Annotated in this window: 19 protein-coding genes; 13 read left to right on the top strand and 6 right to left on the bottom strand. The window is 72.6% G+C overall.

Translation table 11 applies throughout. The annotated features are described in order from the left end of the window. Window positions 1-76: 76 nt before the first annotated feature. From ACIQU4_RS07205 to ACIQU4_RS07160, 10 genes are all read left to right on the top strand, one after another. Window positions 77-1,132 carry a substrate-binding domain-containing protein gene (locus ACIQU4_RS07205; protein WP_403726957.1) on the top strand — a complete coding sequence of 352 codons (1,056 nt, stop codon included), beginning with the start codon at window positions 77-79 and terminating at the stop codon, window positions 1,130-1,132. Further along, window positions 1,132-2,685 (top strand): sugar ABC transporter ATP-binding protein, encoded by a 1,554-nt coding sequence (locus tag ACIQU4_RS07200; RefSeq protein ID WP_403726954.1) that lies wholly within the window; start codon window positions 1,132-1,134, stop codon window positions 2,683-2,685. Before ACIQU4_RS07205 ends, ACIQU4_RS07200 begins: the two co-directional genes overlap by 1 nt. Beyond that, window positions 2,682-3,806: an ABC transporter permease gene (locus ACIQU4_RS07195; RefSeq protein ID WP_403726951.1), complete on the top strand. Its 1,125-nt coding sequence runs from the start codon at window positions 2,682-2,684 to the stop codon at window positions 3,804-3,806. The genes ACIQU4_RS07200 and ACIQU4_RS07195 overlap by 4 nt, the downstream gene beginning before the upstream one ends. A 202-nt stretch (window positions 3,807-4,008) precedes the next feature. Continuing rightward, the gene (locus ACIQU4_RS07190; protein ID WP_403726949.1) at window positions 4,009-5,442 is read left to right on the top strand and encodes a glycoside hydrolase family 16 protein; all 1,434 of its coding nucleotides are present in this window, start codon (window positions 4,009-4,011) and stop codon (window positions 5,440-5,442) included. 23 nt (window positions 5,443-5,465) lie between these two features. Next, window positions 5,466-6,689, top strand: coding sequence for a glycoside hydrolase family 64 protein (locus ACIQU4_RS07185; protein ID WP_403726946.1), 1,224 nt, complete (start codon window positions 5,466-5,468; stop codon window positions 6,687-6,689). Window positions 6,690-6,790: 101 nt separating this feature from the next. Beyond that, window positions 6,791-7,834 (top strand): LacI family DNA-binding transcriptional regulator, encoded by a 1,044-nt coding sequence (locus ACIQU4_RS07180; protein WP_403726943.1) that lies wholly within the window; start codon window positions 6,791-6,793, stop codon window positions 7,832-7,834. Between the two features lie 218 nt (window positions 7,835-8,052). Then, a complete protein-coding gene (locus tag ACIQU4_RS07175) occupies window positions 8,053-9,357 on the top strand; it encodes an ABC transporter substrate-binding protein (protein WP_403726940.1) in 1,305 nt (434 codons plus the stop codon). Next, on the top strand, window positions 9,344-10,321 hold the full coding sequence (locus ACIQU4_RS07170; protein WP_403726937.1) for a carbohydrate ABC transporter permease: 978 nt from the start codon (window positions 9,344-9,346) through the stop codon (window positions 10,319-10,321). Before ACIQU4_RS07175 ends, ACIQU4_RS07170 begins: the two co-directional genes overlap by 14 nt. After that, a complete protein-coding gene (locus ACIQU4_RS07165) occupies window positions 10,318-11,151 on the top strand; it encodes a carbohydrate ABC transporter permease (RefSeq protein ID WP_403726934.1) in 834 nt (277 codons plus the stop codon). The genes ACIQU4_RS07170 and ACIQU4_RS07165 overlap by 4 nt, the downstream gene beginning before the upstream one ends. 46 nt (window positions 11,152-11,197) lie before the next feature. Beyond that, window positions 11,198-12,616 (top strand): GH1 family beta-glucosidase, encoded by a 1,419-nt coding sequence (locus ACIQU4_RS07160; protein WP_403726931.1) that lies wholly within the window; start codon window positions 11,198-11,200, stop codon window positions 12,614-12,616. Here the strand turns inward: ACIQU4_RS07160 and ACIQU4_RS07155 are convergent. From ACIQU4_RS07155 to ACIQU4_RS07140, 4 genes are all read right to left on the bottom strand, one after another. Further along, entirely contained in the window at window positions 12,588-13,214 is a 627-nt protein-coding gene (locus ACIQU4_RS07155) for a HutD family protein (RefSeq protein WP_403726929.1), read from the bottom strand. The genes ACIQU4_RS07160 and ACIQU4_RS07155 overlap by 29 nt on opposite strands. Window positions 13,215-13,302: 88 nt before the next feature. Further along, window positions 13,303-15,051 carry a glycosyl hydrolase family 18 protein gene (locus tag ACIQU4_RS07150; protein ID WP_403726927.1) on the bottom strand — a complete coding sequence of 583 codons (1,749 nt, stop codon included), beginning with the start codon at window positions 15,049-15,051 and terminating at the stop codon, window positions 13,303-13,305. A gap of 109 nt (window positions 15,052-15,160) precedes the next feature. Beyond that, window positions 15,161-15,901, bottom strand: coding sequence for a hypothetical protein (locus ACIQU4_RS07145; RefSeq protein WP_403726924.1), 741 nt, complete (start codon window positions 15,899-15,901; stop codon window positions 15,161-15,163). Between the two features lie 200 nt (window positions 15,902-16,101). After that, entirely contained in the window at window positions 16,102-16,833 is a 732-nt protein-coding gene (locus ACIQU4_RS07140) for an NADPH-dependent F420 reductase (RefSeq protein WP_403726922.1), read from the bottom strand. A gap of 378 nt (window positions 16,834-17,211) precedes the next feature. Here ACIQU4_RS07140 and ACIQU4_RS07135 point away from each other — a divergent pair, with 378 nt between their 5' ends. Further along, entirely contained in the window at window positions 17,212-18,552 is a 1,341-nt protein-coding gene (locus ACIQU4_RS07135; RefSeq protein WP_403726919.1) for a BTAD domain-containing putative transcriptional regulator, read from the top strand. Between the two features lie 122 nt (window positions 18,553-18,674). Next, complete coding sequence (locus tag ACIQU4_RS07130) at window positions 18,675-19,175, top strand: hypothetical protein (RefSeq protein WP_403726917.1); 501 nt, start codon at window positions 18,675-18,677, stop codon at window positions 19,173-19,175. A gap of 74 nt (window positions 19,176-19,249) precedes the next feature. Here ACIQU4_RS07130 and ACIQU4_RS07125 read toward each other — a convergent pair whose 3' ends face one another. Further along, window positions 19,250-20,611: an FAD-dependent oxidoreductase gene (locus ACIQU4_RS07125; protein ID WP_403726915.1), complete on the bottom strand. Its 1,362-nt coding sequence runs from the start codon at window positions 20,609-20,611 to the stop codon at window positions 19,250-19,252. A 194-nt stretch (window positions 20,612-20,805) separates the two neighbouring features. Between ACIQU4_RS07125 and ACIQU4_RS07120 the strand changes: the two genes are divergently transcribed. Continuing rightward, a complete protein-coding gene (locus ACIQU4_RS07120; RefSeq protein ID WP_403726913.1) occupies window positions 20,806-21,858 on the top strand; it encodes a PHP domain-containing protein in 1,053 nt (350 codons plus the stop codon). Window positions 21,859-21,909: 51 nt separating this feature from the next. Here ACIQU4_RS07120 and ACIQU4_RS07115 read toward each other — a convergent pair whose 3' ends face one another. Then, window positions 21,910-22,815, bottom strand: a complete 906-nt coding sequence (locus ACIQU4_RS07115; RefSeq protein WP_403726910.1) for a UbiA family prenyltransferase — start codon at window positions 22,813-22,815, stop codon at window positions 21,910-21,912. Window positions 22,816-22,867 lie beyond the last annotated feature (52 nt).

The following is a 22,867-nucleotide window of genomic DNA, read 5'->3' as shown; positions in this document are numbered from 1 at the left end:
GCCTGCGGACCCGCCTGCTCACCGATCCGCCGCTCCACCGATCCACCGACCCGGCCCGATGAGGGAGCACTCGTACATGTCCATGATCCGGTATCGCCGCGGCGCCGCCCTGACCGGCGTCCTCGCGCTGGCGCTCACCCTGGGGGCCTGCTCCTCCGGCAAGCCCGCCTCCTCCCCCGGTACGGGAACGGGAACGGGCAGGAAGGCGGACGGCCCGATATCCATCGCCTACCTCCAGAAGCAGGGAGACCAGGAGTACTTCGTCTCCGAGGCCGCGGGTGCCAAGAAGAAGGCCGACGAGCTGGGCGTCAAGCTCACCGTGATCAACCTCGGCAACGACGCCTCGAAGACCATCACCGAGGTCAAGTCCGCGATCGCGCAGAAGAACTCGGGCATCATCGTCGTCGTGCCGGAATCGGCGGTCGGCCCGCAGGTCGCCGCCGAGGCCAAGAAGGCGGGGATCCCGCTGCTCACCTCCGACGACCAGGTGTGCGTCAGCGGCCCCAAGCCCGCGGCCTGCGACAAGGCCGATCTGGTGGCGCGCGTGGGCTTCTCGGGGGCCCAGATGGGCGGCGAGGTCGGCAAACGGGCCGCGGCCGAATTCGCGAAGGCGGGCTGGAGCACCGCGGACACCCGGATCGTCTACGCCTGGAAGCAGGACACCACCGTCTGCACCGATCGGATCAACGGGGCCAAGGCCGCCTGGAAGGAGGCCGGGGCCCCCGAGATCCAGACGATCGAGCTCGGTACGGACAACACCCCGGCGGGCGCGCAGGCCAAGGTCGAGGCGACCGCGACGGCCAACCAGGGCGTCAAGCACTGGGTGGTCATGGGCTGCAACGACGAGAACGTCTCCGGCGGGGTCAAGGGCCTGAACAACGCCGGCGTCAAGGGCGCGGACATCGTCGGTGTCGGCCTCGGCGCCTATCTGGCCTGCAAGGACTGGCAGGCGGGTGCCGACAACGGGATGAAGGCGGCGCTCTACATCCCCGGCGACGAGGTCGGCAAGCTGGCGGTCCAGGCGATGTACGACAAGCTCAAGAACGGTACGGAGTTCGCCCCCGAGGCCTTCGCCCCGACCAGGATGGTCGACGCGGGCACCTGGCGGGACGCCGGATTCGGCTGCAAGTGATGGCGCCCGCCCCCGTGACGGCGCGCGGACTGCGGGTGGCCGGCGTAGCCAAGAGCTTCGCCGGGGTCCCGGCCCTGCGCGGTATCAGCCTCGACTTCCCGGCCGGTTCGGTCACCGCGCTGATGGGCGAGAACGGCGCCGGGAAGTCCACCCTGTTGAAGATCGTCTGCGGTGACCAGCCGGCCGATTCCGGCACGCTCCTCGTCGACGGCTCCGAGATGCGGCTGCGCTCCCCCGCCGACGCGCGGGCCGCCGGCATCCGGCTCATCCCCCAGGAGCCGGAGATCGTCCCGCACCTCACGGTCGCCGAGAACGTCTACCTCGGCGCCCTGCCCACGCGGGGCGGCCGCCGCTTCGACCGGGCGGCGCTGCGCCGCCGGCTCCGGGAGGACCTGGTCCGGATCGGCTTCGGACACGTCCTCGACGCGGACACCCCTGGCGTCCGCCTCACCCCGGCCCAGCGCCAACTCGTGGAGATCCTACGGGCGTTGACCGGCGAGGCGAGGGTGCTGGCCTTCGACGAACCCACCTCCTCCCTCTCCGAGCACGAGGTGGAGGCCCTGTTCGCGCTGATCCGCCGGCTGCGCGAGCGGGGACTCGCCGTCATCTACGTATCCCACCGCATGCAGGAGATCTTCCGGCTGGCCGACCGGGTGGCCGTCCTGCGCGACGGGGCGCTGGTCGGCGTCAAGGACGCCGGGGCCACGGACGAGGGCGAGATCGTACGGATGATGGTGGGCCGGGACCTGTCCGTTGCTCGCAGGGGTCCCGCCCGCACGCACGCGGCGACCGCCCAAGTCGTCCTGGACGTACGCGAAGTGACCACCGACGATGTGCGCGGGATCAACTTCCAGGTCCGGGCGGGCGAGGTGGTGGCCCTGGCCGGGCTGGTCGGCGCCGGGCGCTCCGAGCTGGCCCGGGCGCTGATCGGCGATCTGCCGCTGCGCGGCGGAACGGTCTCGGTGCTGGGCGAGGAACTGAGGCTGCGCCGGCCCTCCGACGCGATCCGCGCGGGCATCGGCCTCGCCCCGGAGGAGCGCAAGGCGCAGGCGCTGTTCCTCGACCGGTCGGTCCGCGACAACATCGCGCTGGCCGTACTGGACCGGCTGAGCCGCCTGCGGTTCGTACGCCGGGCGGCGGAGAAGGAGCTCGCCCTGGAGTACACCGGCCGGCTGCGCGTGCGCACGCCGTCGGTGGAACGGGAGGTGCGCACGCTCTCGGGCGGCAACCAGCAGAAGGTGGTGCTCGCGCGCTGGCTGGCCCGCAGGCCCAAGGTGCTGATCCTCGACGAGCCGACCCGGGGCATCGACGTCGGAGCGAAGGCCGAGATCTACCGGATCGTGGCGGACCTCGCCGAGGCCGGGGTGGCGCTGCTGGTCATCTCCTCCGAGCTGCCGGAGGTGCTGGGGCTGGCCGACCGGGTGCTGGTGATGCAGGGCGGCCGGATCACCGGCGAGCTCGACCGGTCCGAGGCGACCGAAGAGGCCGTGCTCGCCCTGGCGATGGCCGACGACCTGACCACGACGGCGACGGGCAACGGAGGACCCCATTGAACGCGAACCCGGCCAACCCGGCGGACACGGCGGACACGGCGGACACGGCCAACCCGGCCGGCACGGCGGACACGGCGACCGCGAGAGCGCGCACGTCCGACGAGAGGGCCGAGGCGACGGCCGCCGAGCCCTCCGGTACGAGCCGCGGTCTCGGCTCGCTGCTCGCCTCCGTCGGCGGCCAGAACCTCAGCCTGATCGGCGCCCTGGTGCTGGTGCTGGCCCTCTTCGGCTGGCTCAATCCCGCCTATCTGACCTGGGCCAACATCAAGGTCATCGGCGACGCGGTGACCATCTCCGGACTGCTCGCCCTCGTCCAGACCGTGGTGATCATCTGCGGGGCACTGGACATCTCCGTGGGCTCCCAGGTCGGCGTGGCCTCGGTGGTCTCCGCCATGGTCTTCACCTCCACCGGCGGGAACGCCCTGTTCGGCATCGCCGCCGCGCTCGCGGCAGGCCTGTTCGCCGGTCTCCTCAACGGCGCGGTCATCGTCTTCGGCCGGGTCAACCCGGTGATCGCGACGCTGGCCACCCTCGCCGCGTACAAGGGGGTCGCCCAGCTGCTGTCGAAGGGAGCGGCGCAGGGGTACGTCAGCAACGACGACGTCTTCGTCTTCCTCGCGAACGGCGCGATCGCCGGGATCCCCGTGCTGTTGTGGGTGCTCGCCGTGGTCACGCTCGCCATCCACCTGCTGCTGAAGTCGACGGACATCGGCCGCAACATCTACGCCATCGGCGGCAACGACACCGCCGCCCGGCTGGCCGGGATCGACATCAACAAGTACCTGATCGCCGTCTACGGCCTGGCCGGGGTGGTCGCCGCGGTCGCCGGGGTCCTGCTGACCGCCCGGACCGGCTTCGGCCACCCGGTCTCCGGCAGCGAGGGCCTCGAACTCAAGGCGATCACGGCCGCCGCCCTCGGCGGCTGCCTGCTGGCGGGAGGGAAGGGCGGGGTGGGCGGCACCCTGCTGGCCATCACTCTGCTCGGGGCGCTGGACAACGGCCTGACCGTGCAGGGCGTCAATCCGTTCTGGCAGAACGTCGCCCAGGGCGCCCTGCTCGTGGTGGCCGTGGTGATCCAGAAGCGGCGGGCCGGGGAGCGGGCGGTGGGGCTGCCCACCTGACGGGCAGGGGGAGTTCACCGGTTGAAGGGCGGGCCGCGCGTGCCCGCGGCCCGCCCTTCAACCGGTGAACTCCCCCTGCCCATATGCCCGTTGCCGGTTCCAAGTCTTGACGCCCGTGGGCACCGGGAGCACAGTGGCCAGCGGCGCCGCTTGAGAGCGCTCTCAAACAGCGGACCGCCTCCCCCCAAGAGAGGGCACACCCATGCGTCTCCCCACCCGCAGAAAGCGGCCGTCCGTCCGGCGGGCCGTCATCGCCGCGTTCGGCACGATGGCCGTGGCCGCGGCGGCCGCCGCCGTGGTCACCCTGCCCGCCAACGCCGTCGCTCCCCCGACCCCGGCGGGCTGGTCCCAGGTGTTCCTGGACGATTTCAACGGGGCCGCGGGCTCCGGTGTCAACACCGCCGACTGGCAGTACACCACCGGCACGAGCTACCCCGGCGGCCCCGCCAACTTCGGCACGGGCGAGGTCGAGACGATGACCGCGAGCACCGCGAACGTCTCCCTCGACGGCGCCGGGAACCTGCGGATCACCCCGCGCCGGGACGCCGCCGGCAACTGGACCTCCGGCCGCGTCGAGACCCGGCGCTCCGACTTCCAGCCCCCGGCGGGCGGCAAGCTGCGCAGCGAGGCCCGGATCCAGATGCCGAACGTCACGGGCGCGGCGGCGAAGGGCTACTGGCCCGCCTTCTGGATGCTCGGCGCGCCCTACCGCGGCAACTGGTGGAACTGGCCCGGCATCGGCGAGATCGACATCATGGAGAACGTCCAGGGCATCAACAACGAGTGGGCCACGGTGCACTGCGGTTCGAGCCCGGGCGGCCCCTGCAACGAGACCTCCGGCATCGGCGGCCAGCGCGTCTGCACCGGCACCACCTGCCAGGGCGGGTTCCACACGTACGCGGTGGAGTGGGACCGGTCCACCGCCGTGGAGGAGATGCGCTTCTACCTGGACGGGGTCAACTTCCACACCGTGCGCGCGAACCAGGTGGACGCCGCCACCTGGACCAACGCCACGAACCACGGCTACTTCATCATCCTCAACGTCGCCATGGGCGGCGGCTTCCCGGACGCCTTCGGCGGCGGACCCGACGCGGGCACCCAGCCCGGCTACCCGATGGTCGTCGACTACGTGTCCGTGCTGCGCTCGACGGGCGGCACGACCCCGCCGACCACGCCTCCCACCACACCCCCGACGACTCCCCCGACCACTCCGCCGTCCGGCAACCGTGACGCGTACGGCGCCATCGAGGCCGAGTCGTACGACGGCCAGGCCGGGCTGGCGACGGAGACCACCACCGACACCGGCGGCGGCCGGAACCTGAGTACGATCGCCAGCGGCGACTGGGCCCTGTACAAGGGCGTCGACTTCGGCTCCACCGCCGCGCGGCAGTTCCTCGGGCGGGTGGCGAGCGGGGCGGCCGGCGGGGTCAGCGGACTCGTCGAGGTCCGCCTGGACAGCCGTACCGGCCCGCCGATCGGCAGCTTCTCGGTGGCGAACACCGGCGGCTGGCAGAGCTGGAGGACCGTCCCGGCGAACATCAGCGGCGTCACCGGCAAGCACGACGTGTACCTGACCTTCACCAGCGGTCAGGGCGCCGACTACGTCAACGTCAACTGGTTCGGCTTCGGCCACTGACCGGCCGGACCCAGGAGACGCCGATGAACACGCGCAGAACGCTCCCGCTGACCGTGCCGGCCCTGCTGGCCGCGCTGATCGCCCTGGTGGCGGCCTTGCTCTGGGGCCCGGCCCGGGCCGTCGCGGGCCCCGCACAGGGCGGGCCGGGCAGCTTCCCGATCACCTTCCAGAACAACACCCGCGGCACTTACACCGATGCACAGGTCTTCGTCACGGTCCTCGGTCAGGTGACCCCGGGCCAGTGGTCGTACATGAAGCCCGACGGCTCCATGGCCCACATCAACCACCTCGACGCCACCGCGCCCGGCCACCTGGTCAAGAACGGCGTGGCCTACCCCAACATGTCCTTCACGCTGGCCCAGGCGGGCGGCACGGTGCCTTCCCCGCCATCGATCCGCGGGGGCCGGATATACGTCTCCCTCGGCTCCCCCGTCTACTTTCCGGTCTCCCCCGACGACCAGGGCTGGGGCGGCCCCGACCTGCGCAATCCCCGTGACCCGAACACCGACGTGTACTACGACTGGTACGAGTACACGTACGTGCAGGGCCAGGTCGCCTTCGGCGGGAACACCACCCAGGTCGACCAGTTCGGATTCCCGATGACCTCGCGGCTGCGCCAGACCTCCAGCGGCTACGACACCACCCGGGGCATCACCCGTACCCGCGCCGAGGTCATGCAGCAGTACGCGGCCTCCGTCGGGGCCGCCTTCAAGCCGCTGCAGAACGGCTACCGGATCGTGGCCCCGCGCTCCTCGGAGCTGTTCCTCGCGGGCGGCGCGCAGCAGAACCACCTCACCGCCGCCATCGACCAGGCCTGGGCCTTCTACACCACCCACCCCTTCACCCTGACCCGGCACGGCGAGACCTTCTCGGGGCGGGTCTCCGGTTCCACGCTGACCTTCAGCAAGAACGGCGTGGGCCCCTTCACCCTGCGCAAACCCACCTCGCCGGACGTCATGGCCTGCGCGGGGGCGCTGGCCTCCGGCAACGACACCGAGAAGCAGCTGGGCGCGGAGTTCTGCGCCGCGTTCAACCGGGGCGTCGCGCTCGACACCACCTCCTGGTACACGCCGGCCGCGTACTACCGCGGGGCGGCGAAGAACGACTACGCCGCCTTCTTCCACACCGTCGGCCTGAACGGGCGGGCCTACGGCTTCCCCTACGACGACGTCAACGACCAGTCCTCCGTCCAGATCCTCGGCAACGCGGAGCCGCCGACCGGGCTGACCCTCGGGATCGGCTGGTAACCGCCGCCCGTACTGCCGGGAGCGCTCTCAGCCTCCCGGCGGTACGGGTTACCCTGCTGTCCGTCGCGCCAACGGCCCCCGGACCCGCAGGAGGAGCGCCCGTGCCCGAACAGCTTCCCGCTCAACGCCCGACGCTGGAGGCCGTGGCGGAGCGCGCCGGGGTGTCCCGGGCGACCGCGTCCCGCGTCGTCAACGGCGGGGACGGCGTCCGCGCGCATCTGGTGGAGAAGGTCCGCGAGGCCGTACGGGAGCTCGGGTACGTACCGAATCCGGCGGCCCGCGCCCTGGTCACGCGGCGCACCGGGGCCGTCGCGGTGATCATCGCCGAGCCGGAGATCCGGATCTTCTCCGACCCCTTCTTCTCCCGGCAGATACGCGGCATCAGTAAGGAACTGACCGCGCACGACACGCAGTTGGTCCTGCTGCTGGTGGAGGACCGGGGGGACTACGACCGCATCGAACGCTACCTGGCCGGCGGCCACGTCGACGGGGCGCTCGCCTTCTCGCTGCACACCGACGACCCGCTGCCCGCGATCACGCGCCGCGTCGGCATGCCCACGGTGTACGGCGGCCGGCCGGGCTGGACCGCCGGGTCCGGGGGGCACGGCGGTGTCGCGTACGTGGACGCGGACAACCGCGGGGGCGCCCGCGAGGCCGTACGGCACCTGCTGGACCAGGGCAGGCGGCGGATCGCACACATCGCCGGTCCGCTGGACCAGACCTCGGCGGTGGACCGGCTCGACGGCTACCGGGACGTACTGCTCGACTCCGATCCCGCGCTGATCGCGGAGGGGGACTTCACCGCGGCGGGCGGGGCCGAGGCGATGACCGGGCTGCTGGAGCGGTGCCCGGACCTCGACGCCGTGTTCGCGGCGAACGACCTGATGGCGACGGGCGCCCTGCGGGTGCTGCGGGAGCGCGGACTGGCCGTCCCCGGGGACGTGGCGCTGGTCGGCTTCGACGATGCCGAGCTGGTGGCGGAGACCGCCGATCCGCCGCTGACGACCGTACGCCAGGACATCGAGGGCATGGGGCGCCTGATGGCGCAGCTGCTGCTGCGCACCCTGAACAAGGCCCGGGGCGACCGTGCCGTGCCCGCCTCGGTGGTCACGCCGACGGCGCTGGTTCGGCGTGATTCCGCCTGATGCGCCGGGGCGGTCGGTGCGGGCGGCAGGAGGGGCGGATTCGGCGTGAACTCGCCGTGCGGCGCGGGTGATTGTGGACGAAAGCACTCCGTTGCGCGTACGACTCTTGACGGGGCCCGGGCTGCGGGTGCACGCTCCAGTCGCGCTCTGAGAGCGCTCTCAAAGCTGGCGCACTCCCACCCCCGCACCCTGCCCGTCCAGGCCAAGGAGGCCGCCCCATGTCGATACCCCGAACCGTCCGGAGAACCGCGGTCCGCCTCGGCGCCGTCGCGCTGACCGGAGTGGTCCTGGCCGCCTGCGGATCCGGTTCCGGCGGCGGTTCCGCCGACGCCGCGGGGGGCGACATCACGCTCACCGTCGACCTGTTCGGCGCGTTCGGCTACCAAGAGGCCGGGCTCTACGCCGAGTACGAGCGGCTCCACCCCGGCATCAAGATCAAGCAGACCGACACCGAGGACGAGCAGGACTACTGGAAGTCCCTCCAGACCCGCCTCGCGGGCGGCGGCGGCCTGGCCGACGTCCAGGGCATCGAGGTCGGCCGCATCGCCTCGGTCGCACAGCAGCAGGCGGGCAAGTTCGTGGACCTGAACCAGTACGGGGCCGGGGCGCTCAAAGAGGAGTTCGCCCCCGCCAAGTGGTCCGCCGCGACGACCAAGGACGGCAAGGTGCTGGGCCTGGGCACGGACGTCGGCCCCGAGGCCATGTGCTACCGCAGCGACCTGTTCCGGGCCGCCGGCCTGCCGACCGACCGCACCGAACTGGCGGCGCGGTGGGCGACTTGGGACGGCTACCGCGAACTCGGCCGCCAGTACAAGGAGAAGGCACCCGCGGGCAGCGCCTGGATCGACAGCGTGGGCAGCCTGAACGCGATCATGGTCGGACAGGAGAAGGAGCGCTACTACGACGCCTCGGGCGCCCTGATCTACGAGAACAGCCCCGCCGTGAAGGCCGCCTGGGACGCCTCGGTCAAGGCCGCGGGCGAGGGGCTCAGCGCCAAGCTGGACCAGTGGTCGCCGCCGTGGAACCAGGCCTTCTCCTCGGGGTCCTTCGCCACCCTGCCCTGCCCCGCCTGGATGCTCGGCTACATCAAGGGCCAGGCCGGGGACGCGGGCAAGGGCAAGTGGGACGTCGCGAAGCTGCCCGGCGGCGCGGGCAACTGGGGCGGCTCGTACCTGGCGGTCCCGACCGCGGCCGCCCACAAGAAGCAGGCGTACGAGCTGATCAAGTGGCTCACCGCGCCCGAGCAGCAGACCAAGGTCTTCCGCGGGCAGGGCAACTTCCCGTCCGCCACCAAGTCGATCGGCCAGATAGCCGACGCCAAGGACCCGTACTTCTCGGACGCGCCGATCGGCAAGATCTTCGGCGACGCCGCCGAGCAGGCCCCCGTCCAGGTGCTCGGCGTGCACGACAAGGACATCGCCGACCAGATCAACAACGCGCTCAGCGAGGTGGAGCGCAAGGGCACGGCGCCCGAGACGGCCTGGTCGAACGCGAAGAAGGCCGTCAAGAATGCCCTCGGCTGAGCCGCTGGCACCGCCGACACCGCCGGCGCCCCTGACCGTCCCGATGCCGCCGGCGCCGCCGCCCCGGCGGCGTGGCCGGCCGGGCTCGCTGTCCCCGTACGCCTTCCTCGCCCCGTTCTTCACCCTGTTCGCCGCGTTCGGGATCTTCCCGCTGCTCTACACGGCGTACGTCTCCCTCTACCGCGCCGAACTCCAGAACCCCGGCGAGCTGGAGTGGCGCGGGCTCGGCAACTACACGGCGCTGTTCACCGACCCGTTCTTCTGGACGGCGCTGCGCAACACGTTCACCATCGGCGTGCTGTCCACCGTGCCCCAGCTGCTGATGGCGCTGGGCCTGGCCCACCTGCTCAACTACCGGCTGCGCGCCCGTACGTTCTTCCGCACCGCGCTGCTGCTGCCGTACGCGACCTCGGTCGCCGCCGCTTCACTGATCTTCGCGCAGCTCTTCGGGCACGATTTCGGGCTCGTCAACCGCCTGTTGGACCTGATCGGCATCCACCCGGTCGACTGGCAGAACGGTACGGCGGCCTCCCAGATCGCCGTCTCGTCCATCGTCGTCTGGCGCTGGACCGGCTACAACACGCTGATCTACCTGGCCGGCATGCAGACGATCCCGACCGAGCTGTACGAGGCGGCCGAGGTCGACGGGGCCTCCCGCCTGCGGCAGTTCCTCCATGTGACCCTGCCCGGACTGCGCCCCACGATCGTCTTCACCTCGATCGTCTCGACGATCGGCGCCACCCAGCTGTTCGGTGAGCCGCTCCTGTTCGAGGGATCGGTGTCCGGCGGCATCTCGCACCAGTACCAGACCCTCGGGCTGTACATGTACGAGCAGGGCTGGGGCTTCTTCCACCTGGGCCGGGCGGCGGCCATCGCCTGGGTGATGTTCCTGCTCATCGTGGTGCTGGTCGGGGCCAACGCCTGGGCCTCGCGCCGCCGTTCCCGTAAGGAGGCGGGCCGATGAGCGCGAGCGTCTCCGCCCGGCGTGGCGGCAGGCTCACCTACGCCGTTCTGATCTGCACGGTGCTGGTCTCGGCCTTCCCGCTGTACTGGACCCTCGTCGCCGCGAGCCGCTCCAATGCCGAACTGGCCCGCCCCGTACCGGCTTTGCTGCCGGGGCCGCGGCTGCTGGACAACCTCGGGGCCGCCTTGGACGAGGCGTCGATCGGCAAGGCGCTGCTCAACTCGCTCATCGTCTCGGGGGCGATCACCGTCGGCACGGTGCTGTGCTCCACGCTGGCCGGGTTCGCCTTCGCCAAGCTGCGCTTCCGCGGCCGCGGGGCGCTGCTCGGCGCCGTCGTCGCCTCGATGATGATCCCCCCTCAGCTCGGGGTGATCCCGCTCTTCATGCTGATCGTCAAGCTGCACTGGGTGAACCAGCTCCAGGCCGTCATCCTGCCCGGACTCGTCTCGGCCTTCGGGGTGTTCTTCATGCGGCAGTTCCTGGTGCAGTCGCTGCCGGACGAGCTGATCGAGGCGGCCCGGGTGGACGGGGCCTCGCACGCCCGGATCTTCTGGTCGATCGTCGTGCCGGTCGCCCGCCCGGCCATGGCCGTCCTGGGCCTGCTGACCTTCATGACCGCCTGGAACGACTTCTTCTGGCCGATCGTCGCGCTGTCCTCGCAGGAGCCGACGGTCCAGGTCGCGCTGCGCCAGCTGGGCGGCGGCTACGTCCACGACCAGTCCGTGATCATGGCGGGCACCCTGCTCGGCACCCTTCCCGTGCTGCTGGTCTTCGGACTGCTCGGCCGCCAGATCGTCGGCGGCATCATGCAGGGCGCGGTCAAGGGCTGACGCAGCCGCCTCCCGGCCCTCCCCTCACCCTCTTTGGAGCCTTTTCATGACCACGCTCGACGTGTCTCCCCTCGCGCAGACCGGGCTCGTCTTCCCGGCCGGATTCCGCTGGGGCACGGCCACCGCCGCGTACCAGATCGAGGGCGCGGCCACTCTGCACGGCCGGACGCCGTCCATCTGGGACACCTTCAGCCACACCCCCGGCAAGGTCCTCCACGGCGACACCGGGGACACGGCAGCCGACCACTACCACCGCATGGCCGAGGACGTGGCCCTGCTCAAGCGGCTCGGCGTGAGCGACTACCGCTTCTCGGTGGCCTGGCCCAGGGTCCGGCCCAGCGGCCGGGGGCCCGCCGACCCGCGCGGCCTGGACTTCTACCGGCGGCTCGTCGACGCGCTGCTGGCCGCCGGGATCCGGCCGGTGGCCACCCTCTACCACTGGGACCTGCCGCAGGAGCTCGAAGACCTGGGCGGCTGGCCCGTACGGGACACCGCCGAGCGGTTCGCCGAGTACGCGGGGCTCGTGGCCGGGGCGCTCGGCGACCGGGTGGCCGACTGGACGACCTTCAACGAGCCCTGGTGTGCGGCCTTCCTCGGCTACGCCTCCGGAGTGCACGCCCCGGGCCGCACCGAGCCGGAGGCCGCGCTGCGGGCCGCACACCACCTCAACCTCGCCCACGGCCTCGGCACGGCGGCGCTGCGCGCGGTCCTCCCCCGCACGGCCGAGGTCTCGCTGACGCTGAACCTGCACGTGGTGCGGCCGCTGACGCGCTCCGCCGCCGATCTGGACGCGGTGCGCCGGATCGACGCGGTGGGCAACCGGATCTTCCTCGACCCGGTCTTCCACGGACGTCTGCCGGAGGACCTGGTCCGCGACACCGCCGCGGTGACGGACTGGTCCTTCGTCCGGGACGGCGATCTGGCGGCGGCGGCCGCCCCGGTGGACTGGCTGGGCATCAACTACTACGCGCCGACGGTGGTCGCGGCAGCCGAACCCGGACATGGCGTCGCGGACGAGGAGCCCTCGCCGTGGGTGGGCGCCGAGGAGCACGTACGCTTCCTCCCCGCGCCGGGGCCGCGGACTGCCATGGACTGGCCGGTGGACGCGGGCGGCCTGCACGAGCTGCTGGTCCGGCTGCGCGACGAACTGCCGGGCGTGCCGCTGCTGATCACGGAGAACGGCGCGGCGTACGCGGACTACGCCGACCCGGAGGGCGACGTGCACGATCCGGACCGGATCGGCTATCTGCACGGCCATCTGGCGTCGGTGCACCGGGCGATCACGGACGGGGCGGACGTGCGCGGGTACTTCGTGTGGTCGCTGCTGGACAACTTCGAGTGGGCGTACGGCTACAGCAAGCGGTTCGGCCTCGTCCACGTCGACTTCGCGACCCAGCGGCGCACGCCGAAGGACAGTGCCCGCTGGTACGCCGGCGTCATCGCCCGGGGCGGGCTGCCAGCCTGACCACCGCCGCGTGGCCCCGGGTGCGCAGGCCACAGGCGTTGCCGCCGGAGATCCGGACCGCGTCGTACGGGCCGAGGGCGACGGGCCCGGGCGCGGTTTCGAGTCCCGTTCCGGCTTCGAGTCCCGTTCCGGCTTCGAGTTCCGCCGGGCCCCGGAGCGCGACCACCAGCAGGGTCTCCCCCGGCGCGGTGGCGAGCACGAGGGTGCCCCGTACGACCGCGGTCTGCGCCCGCACCCGGTCCCGGCGGTACATCACGTTGAAGTTCACGACGGGCCCGTCGATGAGCCGGCAGTCGGTGGGGGCGTCGCCGGGGAAGTCCTGCGGCGCGTAGCGCTCGTCGACGAGGCGGCGGGCGCCGGCCACCGTGAGGTCCATGCCGGCGCCCTCGGCGAGGGTCAGTGTGCGGTCGACCCCGGGGAAGCCCGAGAACGGCCCGTCGGCGGCCACCTCCGCGAGGCTGACCCGCCACCCGAAGTCGGCCAGTCCGGCGCCCTCGGGCCAGGCCGCGATCTCGCGGGTCACCCCGCCGCCGTTCTTCCAGGCGACCGCCGCGCGGTCGCCCGCGCGCAGGATCCGGATCTCGTTGCCGCCGGCCATGGCGCTGTTCCTTCCGTCGGGTACGCACCGCCCTGCGCGGGGCGGTGCGTACCCGGGCGGCCGTGGCCGAGCCTATCCACCCCGCGATCTACCCCACCGAGAGGTCGTCCCCGTACACGGCGCCCTGCCCGTACCAGCCGTGCAGGTAGACGGTGACCGTGCCGGAGGCACCGGTCGTGAAGGGGACCGTCAGCTTCGACCAGCCGGTCGAGCCGGTCCACGTACTGGCGCTCGCACCGCCGCGGACGCCCAGGTAGGCGCAGCTGCCCTGCACCCAGCCCGCCAGCGTGTACTTCGTGTTCGGGGCGAGGGTCAGCGTCTGGGCGCACTCCCCGGTCTGTGCGGAGGTGGGTGCGGTCTTCAGGGCGTACGAGCCTGCGTGCACGGGGGCGCCGACCACCGCTCCGCCGCTCTCGCAGGTCCACGGGGTGAGCGCGCCGCTTTCGAAGCCGCCGTTGACGAGAGCACCGCTCCCGCCGCCCGGGCCGGTGACCGTGAGGGTGAAGGCGGCGGTGTGCGTGAGTGCGCCGGCGGCGGCGGTGACGGTGACGGGATACGTGCCCGGGGCGGCCGAGGCGGAGGCGGCGACCGTGAGCCGGGCCGAGCCGCCCGCCGTCACCGAAGCCGGGTCGACGGAGGCGGTGACTCCGGCGGGTGCGCCGGACGCCGTCAGCGCGACGGTGCGCGCGGTGCCGGAGACGACGGCCGTGTTCACCGTGGCGGCGGTGGAGCCGCCCGGCGCCACGGAGGCCGAGCCGGGTGCGACGGCGAGCGAGAAGTCGTCGGCGACGGGACCGCCGCCGCCGGTGAACGGCGCGAAGGTGTGGCTGAAGTACCAGGGGTCCTGGACGATGCCCGAGCACGAATCGGAGCCGCCGGTGCCCGGGCAGCCGCCGTTGTCGCGCTGGAGCGCCCAGAAGGAGAGCGTGTTGATGCCCTTGCCCACCGCCCAGTCGTAGACGGCGGTCGCGTCGGCGGTGGTGAAGGTCTCGGCGGGGCCGTAGTCGTCGATGCCCGGCATTTCGGTGACGCCGATCATGCCCCAGAGCTGGGCGGGGGTCTTGGCCGGGTACAGGCCGGCGAGCTGGTCGTGGAGCCCGGTGGCGGCGGTCTGGGTGTCGGTCGCCATGTGATGGGTGGCGCCGTCGTAGTAGTCGAAGGTCATCAGGTTCACGACGTCCACCTGCGCACCCGCCGCCTTGGCGCTCTTGAGGACCGCGAGTCCGCTGCTCGCGAGGCCGCTCGTGGTGGTGGGCAGGGTGTACGAGACCTGTAGCGGCCGGCCGTTCGCCGCGGCCCGGTCCTGGACCTTCTTGATCGCCTGGTTGCGCCGGTCGATGCCCGCCTTGTTGGTCAGCGAGTTGTCCTCGATGTCCATGTCGAGCCGGGAGACCTCGTAGGTGGTGATCACCTTCTCGTAGGCGGCGGCGATCGCGTCGACGCTGGTGCAGCTGTCGGCGATCTCGGTGCCGCCGTTGTCGGCCGCGTAGCCGCCGAAGGAGGGGATCACATCGCCGCCGCGGGAGCGGATCGTGGCGAAGTCGGCGCCGAAGACGGAGGCGGAGACGGGCTGTCCCGTGTCGCCGTTCCAGTACGGGGTGCAGGAGCCCCTGGCCTCGGTCTGTACGAACGCCATGGTCAGGTATTTCGCGCCGGACTTCTGGGCGAGGTCGGCGGGGCTGTCGCCGTTGTACGCCTCGAAGTACGGGGCGAAGACGTGCGCGGGCAGCGGGGTCGCGGCGTGGGCGGCGGCGCCGGTCCCGAGGACGAGGCCGGCGGAGGCGAGGACCGTGGTCAGGGCCACGGATAAGGCATGGAGGGGCCTGGGACGTCTCATCGATGCTCCCGGTGGGGCGCGAGCGAACGGGCGGACGCCTCATGATTGGTCTGGACCAAGCGTGGGTCAAGGGTCCGGACCCCGCCGGTTGCCGCGGCGGGAACGGGAGTTACAGGAGGCGCCGGGTGGTGAGGGGCAGCGAGACGTGTCCGGGGTGTTCGAAGTCCGCGGAGGTGCCCGCGGCGGCGTCCGCGTCGACCGCGAACACCATGAGCGGGCTGCTGCCGGTCGGGCCCGTGGCGGTGGCGCGCAGCCGGTAGCGGTCGGTGCGGACGGCGCCCGGCGCGAGGGCGGTGCCGCCCGTGTAGAGGTGGGCCGGCTTGACGTCGGTGGCGATGCGCAGGTCCACGGCGCGCCAGGCGCCGGTGGCCGGGTCGCGGCGTTCGAGGACGAAGGGGGCGGCCGGCCCGGGGAGGTCCCCGGGTTCGCCGGTCAGGGGCTCCATCTGGAAGGCGACGAGCAGGTGCCGGTAGGCCTGGGAGCTGCCGCCCCGGACGGTGACCGTGAACTCCTGGGCGGGGCCGCCGCGGACCAGGTGCAGCGCGCCGCCGGGGGCCACCGCGGTGAGGGACAGCCGCGTCGCGGGGGCCGGGGGCGCCGTAGGCGTCTTCGCGGGCGCGGCCGGGGACGCGGCGGCGGGGGTGGCGGTCGGGGACGGCGTGGGCGCCGGTGCGGAGGAGGCCGGGGCGGCCGGTGCGGTCGCCGCCGGGGACTCGGAGCCGGAGGGCGAGGGGCTCGCCGACCGGGTGGGAGCGGCCGGGCGGTCCGGGTGGCCGGAGCAGGCCGTCAGGACGGCCGGGAGCGCCGCCAGTACCGCCGAGGCGATCAGCAGACGGGGTCTGACGTGCATGGTGGGCCCTCCTACGGCTCCCGTGAGGGCAGGACCGTAGCAAGCCCGGGCCACCGGTACGCAGGGGCGGAGGATGACACTTCGGTATCGGTTCCCGGCCGGGGGCGCGGCGCGGTGTCGGCGGGCCGCGGTCCGGCGTCGGGGAGACGCGCCCGGGGCCGGCGCGGGAGGGCCCGAACTCCCGCGCCCACCCGGGACGGTCAGCCCTTGAAGGCCGCCTGGCGGACCGGAGAGGCCTCGGCGAGGGCCTTCACGACCGCGTCGGTCCCCGCCCTGAGCCCGTACACGGGGGTGCCCGGCTGCTGGCGCCAGGAGTCCTCGATGCCGCCCGAGTCGACGGTGTCGAAGCCGAGCTCGTCGATGAGCGCCCGGACGGTCCGCTTCGCCGCCGGGTCGTCGCCGGCCACCGGGAGGGCCACCCGGTCCGGGGCCCCGGCCGGGCGGTGCAAGCTGAGGATGTCCTCGGCGTACGTCCCGTTGAAGGCCTTGACCACCGGGTGCCCGAGGCGGCGCTGGCTCCAGCCGCTCTCGGTCAGGCCCTCGTCCTCGATCTCGGCGATACGGCCGTCGCGCTGCTGCGGGTAGTAGTTGCCGGTCTCGATGAGGACGAAGTCCTTCGCCGCGTCGCCGAAGAGGCCGGCGGGCAGGTTCGCCACGTTCTTCAGGGGGACGGTGACCACGACGACCTCGGCGCCCCGCGCCGCCTCCGCGACGGTGACCGGCGTGGCTCCGGTCTCCTTCGCGAGGTCGGTCAGGGTCTCGGGGCCGCGGGAGTTCGCCACGGACACCTCGTGCCCGAGGGCGGTGAGGCGGCGGGTGAGGTTGCCGCCGATGTTGCCTGCGCCGATGATGCCGATCTTCATGAGCTCTCCAGTCCGTGCAGGGTGGTCGGGTGCTGCGTGGAGTCCGAACCACCGGGAGCCGCCGCGCATTCCGCGTCCGGCGCACCCGTCCCGCGGATCACCCGTACGAGTGGCCGGTTCCCGGTCGTACGAAATCAGCCAGGGAACTTCGGCGCCGCGTGACCGGAAATCGACTTCGTTTGCCGCGCGATGGGATCGGTACCGGGAATTCGTTTACACGTGAACATCCTGGCCAACCGGTGCTAACTTCACAGGACTCCAGAGTGACGGGAAGAATGAGAATCGCCGTGCGGTCGGAAACAAGCCGTACCACTCGACTTTCACAAGATCCCTTATGTAGTGTTTCATTCATTCGCCGCCCCACCAGGGGGCGGAGAGCAGGCGCGGCCGACCACCGCCCCTGTCCTGCTCGTTCGCGAAATACGTGACCCGACACGAGGGACCAGTATGCGGTTCCGGCTTTTGGGGCCGCTGAGTATTGCCCACGGCCCGGAAACCGTAGTTCTCAAGCCATCCAGGCCGACCAGCCTTCTCGCCGCTCTTCTTCTGCATCCCGGCGTCGTTGTTTCGACCACCTGTCTGGTGAGCGCGGTGTGGGACGAGGAACCGCCGGCCACCGCACGCGCCGCGTTGCAGACGTGCGTCCTGAGGCTGCGGAGGTTATTCACGAAGTACGGCATATCCACGACCACGATCGAGGCGGTGCCCGGCGGATACCGGATGCACAACGACGCCGAGACCCTCGATCTCGTCCTCTTCCGCGCCCTGACCTCGCAGGCGCCCGCCGCCGGCGGACCGGGCGAGGAGCTGTACCGGCTGCGCGAGGCACTGTCCCTGTGGCACGGGCCGCCGCTCGCCAACGTGGCCTCGCGGATGCTCCGGCGCGACGCGGTGCCCTCGCTCGAACAGGAGCGGCTGCGCGTGCTGGAGCGGGTCTTCGATCTCGAACTCGCCGCCGGGAACTGCCACCAGGTGCTGGTCGACCTGTACGACAGCGCCCGCCGGCATCCGGTGCGCGAGCGCTTCACCGAGCAGCTCATCGAGGCCCTCTACCGCACGGGGCGGCAGGCGGAGGCCCTCGCCGAGTACCGCACGGTACGGGAGCGGCTGCGCGACGAGCTCGGAGTCGACCCGGGGGCCGGGCTGCGCCGCCTGGAACTGGCCATCCTGCGGGCCGAGGTGATCGGCGGGCCGCAGGCGCCTGCCGTGGGTCCGGCGGCACGGCCTGCCGTCGGGCCTGCGCCCGGGCCTGCCGCGGCACCGGCCGTGACGCCCGCCGCGCAGCCTCCGGCGGAGCCTGATCTGCCGCGGACCGCCGCCGCCCCGGGTGCGCTCCCCGTGCCGTCGGCGCGGCCGGTCGAGCCCGCGGCGGACAGCGGCTGGCGCGGGGTGCCCAGGAAGGGCTCGGGGCGCCCGGGCCTGTCGCCCGTGCCCGGGTTCGCCGGGCGCGAGGGCGACCGCGGGGCCATCGCCGCCCGGCTGACCTCCGCCGACGGCCCCCGGCTGGTCGTCGCCTCCGGGGCGCCCGGCATCGGCAAGTCGGCGCCGGCCCACCAGTGCGCGTACGAGGTCCGCGGCGAGTTCCCCGGCGGGGTCTTCACCCTCGCGCCGGCCCGGCCCGACGGCAGCCCCCTCACCCTGGACGGGGCCCGGGAACTGCTGCCAGGACCCGGCGACGGCGGCGGCGACGACGGCCGCCGGCTCCTCGTCCTCGACCACGCGGCCGGCGCGGGGCAGGTGCGGGCCCTGCGGGCGGCGGCGCTGAGCTGCCTGGGTTCGCCCCGATAGGCGGCTGTACGCCATCTGCGTCGCATTCAGGCCATTTCATACGTTCCGAGAACCGTCCGGCGGGGTGGCGGCGTCGGTGGGTTCAGCTACTCGGCAACCGAGCACGGCGAAAGGTCCGAACGATGTTCAAGTCTCCGGCCAAGGCCAAGCGCACCGCTTCCCTCGCCCTCGCGGCCGCCGCCGCGACGGCCGCACTCACCCTCGCCTTCGTCACCAGCGCCTCCGCGACCGCCGGCGCGGGCGCGCCGCAAGGCGGCCGGGCGGCCGTCGCGGCCCCGTCCGTGTCCGGCAGCCCGGAGGGCGCGTTCTCCCGGATCGCCACCTTCTACGGTGCGTACATCGACGCGGTGTACGACGGGGACGGCACGCGCGCGAAGCAGCTGCGGGCCGCCTACCTCTCCGCGCCGCTCCAGCGCGAGCTGGCGAAGTGGGAGGAGACCAACCACGCGGACGGCGTCCTGCGCGCCCAGAACGTGCCGCTGGAGTGGAAGGTCACCTACGTCGACAGCGGGATGGGCAAGACCAATGCCACCGTCACCCTGACCTGGAGCGGCAGTGACACCACCCAGCTCCACGTCCAGGCCGATCTGAAGACCCGGAAGATCCTCTCCATCAAGGACTGACGACGCTCCGGACACCGGACATGCGGGTGGGGGCCACCGCCGGCGGCCCCCACCCGATCGAGAACGCGTTGCGGTTACGCGCCGCTCGCCTTCAGCATGTCCTCGCGCTCGACGATCTTCACGCGCTCGCGGCCCTCGGGCTCGCCCAGCGCCTTCTCGGCCGCGTCGAGCCTGTACCAGCCCTCCCACGTCGTGAAGCGGACGTTCCGCTCGGCCAGGAAGGTCTCGACGGCCTCCGGCGCGGGCGCGGCGGGCGTCTGCAGGCGGCCGCCCGCGTGGTCGGCCAGGAGGTTCGCGACCGTCTCGTTCGCGTCGCCCTTGGTGTGGCCGATGAGGCCGATCGGACCGCGCCGGATCCAGCCCGTGACGTACGTGGACCGCAGGTGCGCGCCGGCTTCGATCACGCGGCCGCCCTCGTCCGGGACGGTGCCGCTGTCGACGTCCCACGGCAGCTTGGGCAGTTCGTCGGAGAGGTAGCCGACGGCGCGGTAGACGGACCGGACGTCCCAGTCGGTGAACTGGCCGGTGCCCTTGACGTTGCCCGTGCCGTCGAGCTCGGTGCGCTCGGTGCGCAGGCCGACGACCTTGCCGTCCTCGCCGAGGATCTCGGCGGGCGACTCGAAGAAGTGCAGGAAGAGCTTGTGCGGGCGCTCGCCGATGTCGCGGATCGCCCAGTTCTCCAGGGTCTTGGCGACCATGTCAGCCTGCTTGTTGGAGCGGCGGGTGGCGATCGAGCCCTCGTCGTAGTCGATGTCCTCGGGGTTGACGATGACCTCGATGTTGGGCGAGTGGTCGAGCTCGCGCAGCTCCATCGGGCTGAACTTGGCCTGCGCCGGGCCGCGGCGGCCGAAGACGTGCACCTCCAGCGCCTTGTTGGCCTTGAGCCCGTCGTACACGTTCGCCGGGATCTCGGTCGGCAGCAGCTCGTCGGCGGTCTTCGCGAGGATGCGCGCGACGTCGAGGGCGACGTTGCCGACGCCGAGCACGGCGACCTTCTCGGCCTCCAGCGGCCAGGTGCGCGGGACGTCGGGGTGGCCGTCGTACCAGGAGACGAAGTCGGCGGCGCCGTAGGACCCGTCGAGCTCGACGCCCGGTATGGCGAGCGCGCGGTCGGCCGTCGCGCCGGTGGAGAAGATCACGGCGTCGTAGAACGAGTGGAGTTCGTCGAGGCTGATGTCGTTCGGGTAGTCCACGTTGCCGAACAGGCGGACCTGCGGCTTGTCGAGCACCTGGTGGAGGGCGGTGATGATGCCCTTGATCCGCGGGTGGTCGGGGGCGACGCCGTACCGGATCAGGCCGAAGGGGGCGGGCATCCGCTCGAAGAGGTCGATGGAGACACCCGGCTCGGCGGCCGCCTCGGACTTCAGCAGCGCGTCGGCGGCGTAGATTCCGGCGGGGCCGGCACCGACGATTGCTACCCGGAGGGGGCGAGGCATGACTGGTTCCCTTCGACCGAAAAACACTGGATCAAGGGAACCTTAAACTAAGGGAACCCTAACTCAGCACCCACCCCCCGCTTATAGCCCTATAAACAGAGCTTATGACCTTCCCAAGACATCCTTGGGGGTGCCGGTCACACTGGAACCGGGACCCTGGAAGCAGGAACCAGGGGGTACTCGGGAGGTACCGCATGGATCCGGTCGCGGCACTGGAGCGGATCGCCTACCTGCTGGAGCGCGGGCAGGCACCCACCTACCGGGTGCAGGCCTTCCGTACGGCGGCGGCCGCCCTCGTGCGGATGGGCGAGCGCGAGGTGCGGGAACGGATCAGGGCGGGCACCCTCGAAGCGGTCAAGGGCATCGGGCCGAAAACCGCCCAGGTGGTGCGGGAGGCCGTCGGCGGGGCGATCCCCGCGTACCTGCAGACGCTGGAGGACGAGGTCGCGGCGCACCCCGAGGGCCCGCCGGCGAGTCCCGCCGCCCTCGCGCTGCGCGCGGCCCTGCGCGGGGACTGCCATCTGCACTCCGAGTGGTCCGACGGCGGCAGCCCGATCGAGGCGATGGGCCGGGCGGCAGTCGCGCTGGGCCACGAGTGGGCCGTACTCACCGACCACTCGCCGAGCCTGACCGTCGCCCGGGGGCTCTCGCCGGAGCGGCTGCGCGAGCAGCTGGACGCGGTGGCGGAGCTCAACGAGGAGTGGGCGCCCTTCCGGCTGCTCACCGGCATCGAGTGCGACATCCTGCTCGACGGCTCCCTGGACCAGGAGCCGGAACTGCTGGACCGCCTCGACCTCGTCGTCGGGTCCGTCCATTCGAAGCTGCGGATGGAGTCGCCGGCGATGACGCGCCGGCTGCTGGCCGCCGTACGCAATCCCCTGATGGACGTCCTGGGCCACTGCACGGGGCGGCTGGTGACGGGGCGCACCCGCCCCGAGTCACAGTTCGACGCCGGTGCGGTGTTCGCCGCCTGCGCGGAGTCCGGGACCGCCGTGGAGATCAACAGCCGGCCCGAGCGGCTGGACCCGCCGCGCCGGCTGCTGCGGCTGGCCGTGGAGTCCGGGGCCCTGTTCGCGATCGACACGGACGCGCACGCCCCCGGCCAGCTGGACTGGCAGCCGACCGGCTGCGAACGGGCCGTGGAGTGCGGGGTGGCGACCGAGCGGGTCGTGAACACCTGGCCGCGGGAGCAGCTGCTGGAGTGGACCCGGACCCGCCGCCCGCCGGCGGCGGCAGCGGCGGCCTGAGCCGGGCGCCCGGCACCCGGCACCCGGCGGGCCGCGTCGGCGCAAGCCGTCTCAGCGCAGTCCGGCCAGGTCGGTCCCGCGGACCACCAGGAGCACGACATCGGCTCCGGCGACCGCCATCGTCGCGAGGAACGGAATCCGGCTCCGGCCGGTCGGCCGCCCGGCCCCCAGGAGCACCGCCGCGGCCGTCACAGCGAGCAGCCCCCAGCCGTACGGCGGCACCCGCCCCGGAGGTCCGGCGACCAGGGCCACGGCCGAGCCGAGGACCAGGAGCCCCCCGACGGCCGCCGAGCGCCGCGCGCCGATCCGGTGCGGCAGCCCCGACACGCCCGTGGCCAGGTCGTCGTCGATGTCGGGCAGCACGTTGGCGAAGTGCGCGCCCGCGCCCAGCAGGGCCGCCGCGGCCGTCAGCCACCACGGCGGCCACGGCGCACCGGGCAGGCCGAGGATGACGAAGGCGGGGAGCAGCCCGAAGGCGAGGGCGTACGGGAGCCACGAGACGGCGGTGCTCTTCAGCCGCAGGTTGTAGGCCCAGGCGGCGGCCACCCCGCACAGGTGCGCGGAACCGGCGAGCCATCCGCCTGCCAGCGACAGCGGAACGCAGAGCAGCAGGGCGGTGAGCGCGGCGGCCGTCACCGCGGCGGGCCGTACGGCGCCGCGGACCAGGGGTTTGTCGCGGCGGCCGGTCGCCAGGTCCCGGCGCAGGTCCACCCGGTCGTTGCACCAGCCCACCGACAGCTGCCCCGCGGCCACTGCGGCCACGGTGAACGCCGCCCCGGGCAGGCTGCGCCCCACGGCCGCGGCCAGGGCGGCGGCGAGGAGCGTCACGGCGGCGGCGGGCACCGGATGGCAGGCCCTGAGCAGGCCGGACACGGCGGGCTGCGGCGGGCCGGCCGCGGCCGTTGCGGCGGACATGGACAGGGCTGCGTCCGGGGTTTCGGCTCTGGCGCGGGGCACGCGATCACGCTATGCCGCGCCGCGCCCAATATGCCGCATTCCTCATGAAGTG

The sequence above is a fragment of the Streptomyces sp. NPDC090741 genome (genome assembly GCF_044769045.1).
Taxonomy (GTDB): domain Bacteria; phylum Actinomycetota; class Actinomycetes; order Streptomycetales; family Streptomycetaceae; genus Streptomyces.
Note: the sequence above shows the minus strand (reverse complement) of the source record. Positions and strands in the feature narration are given on the sequence as shown.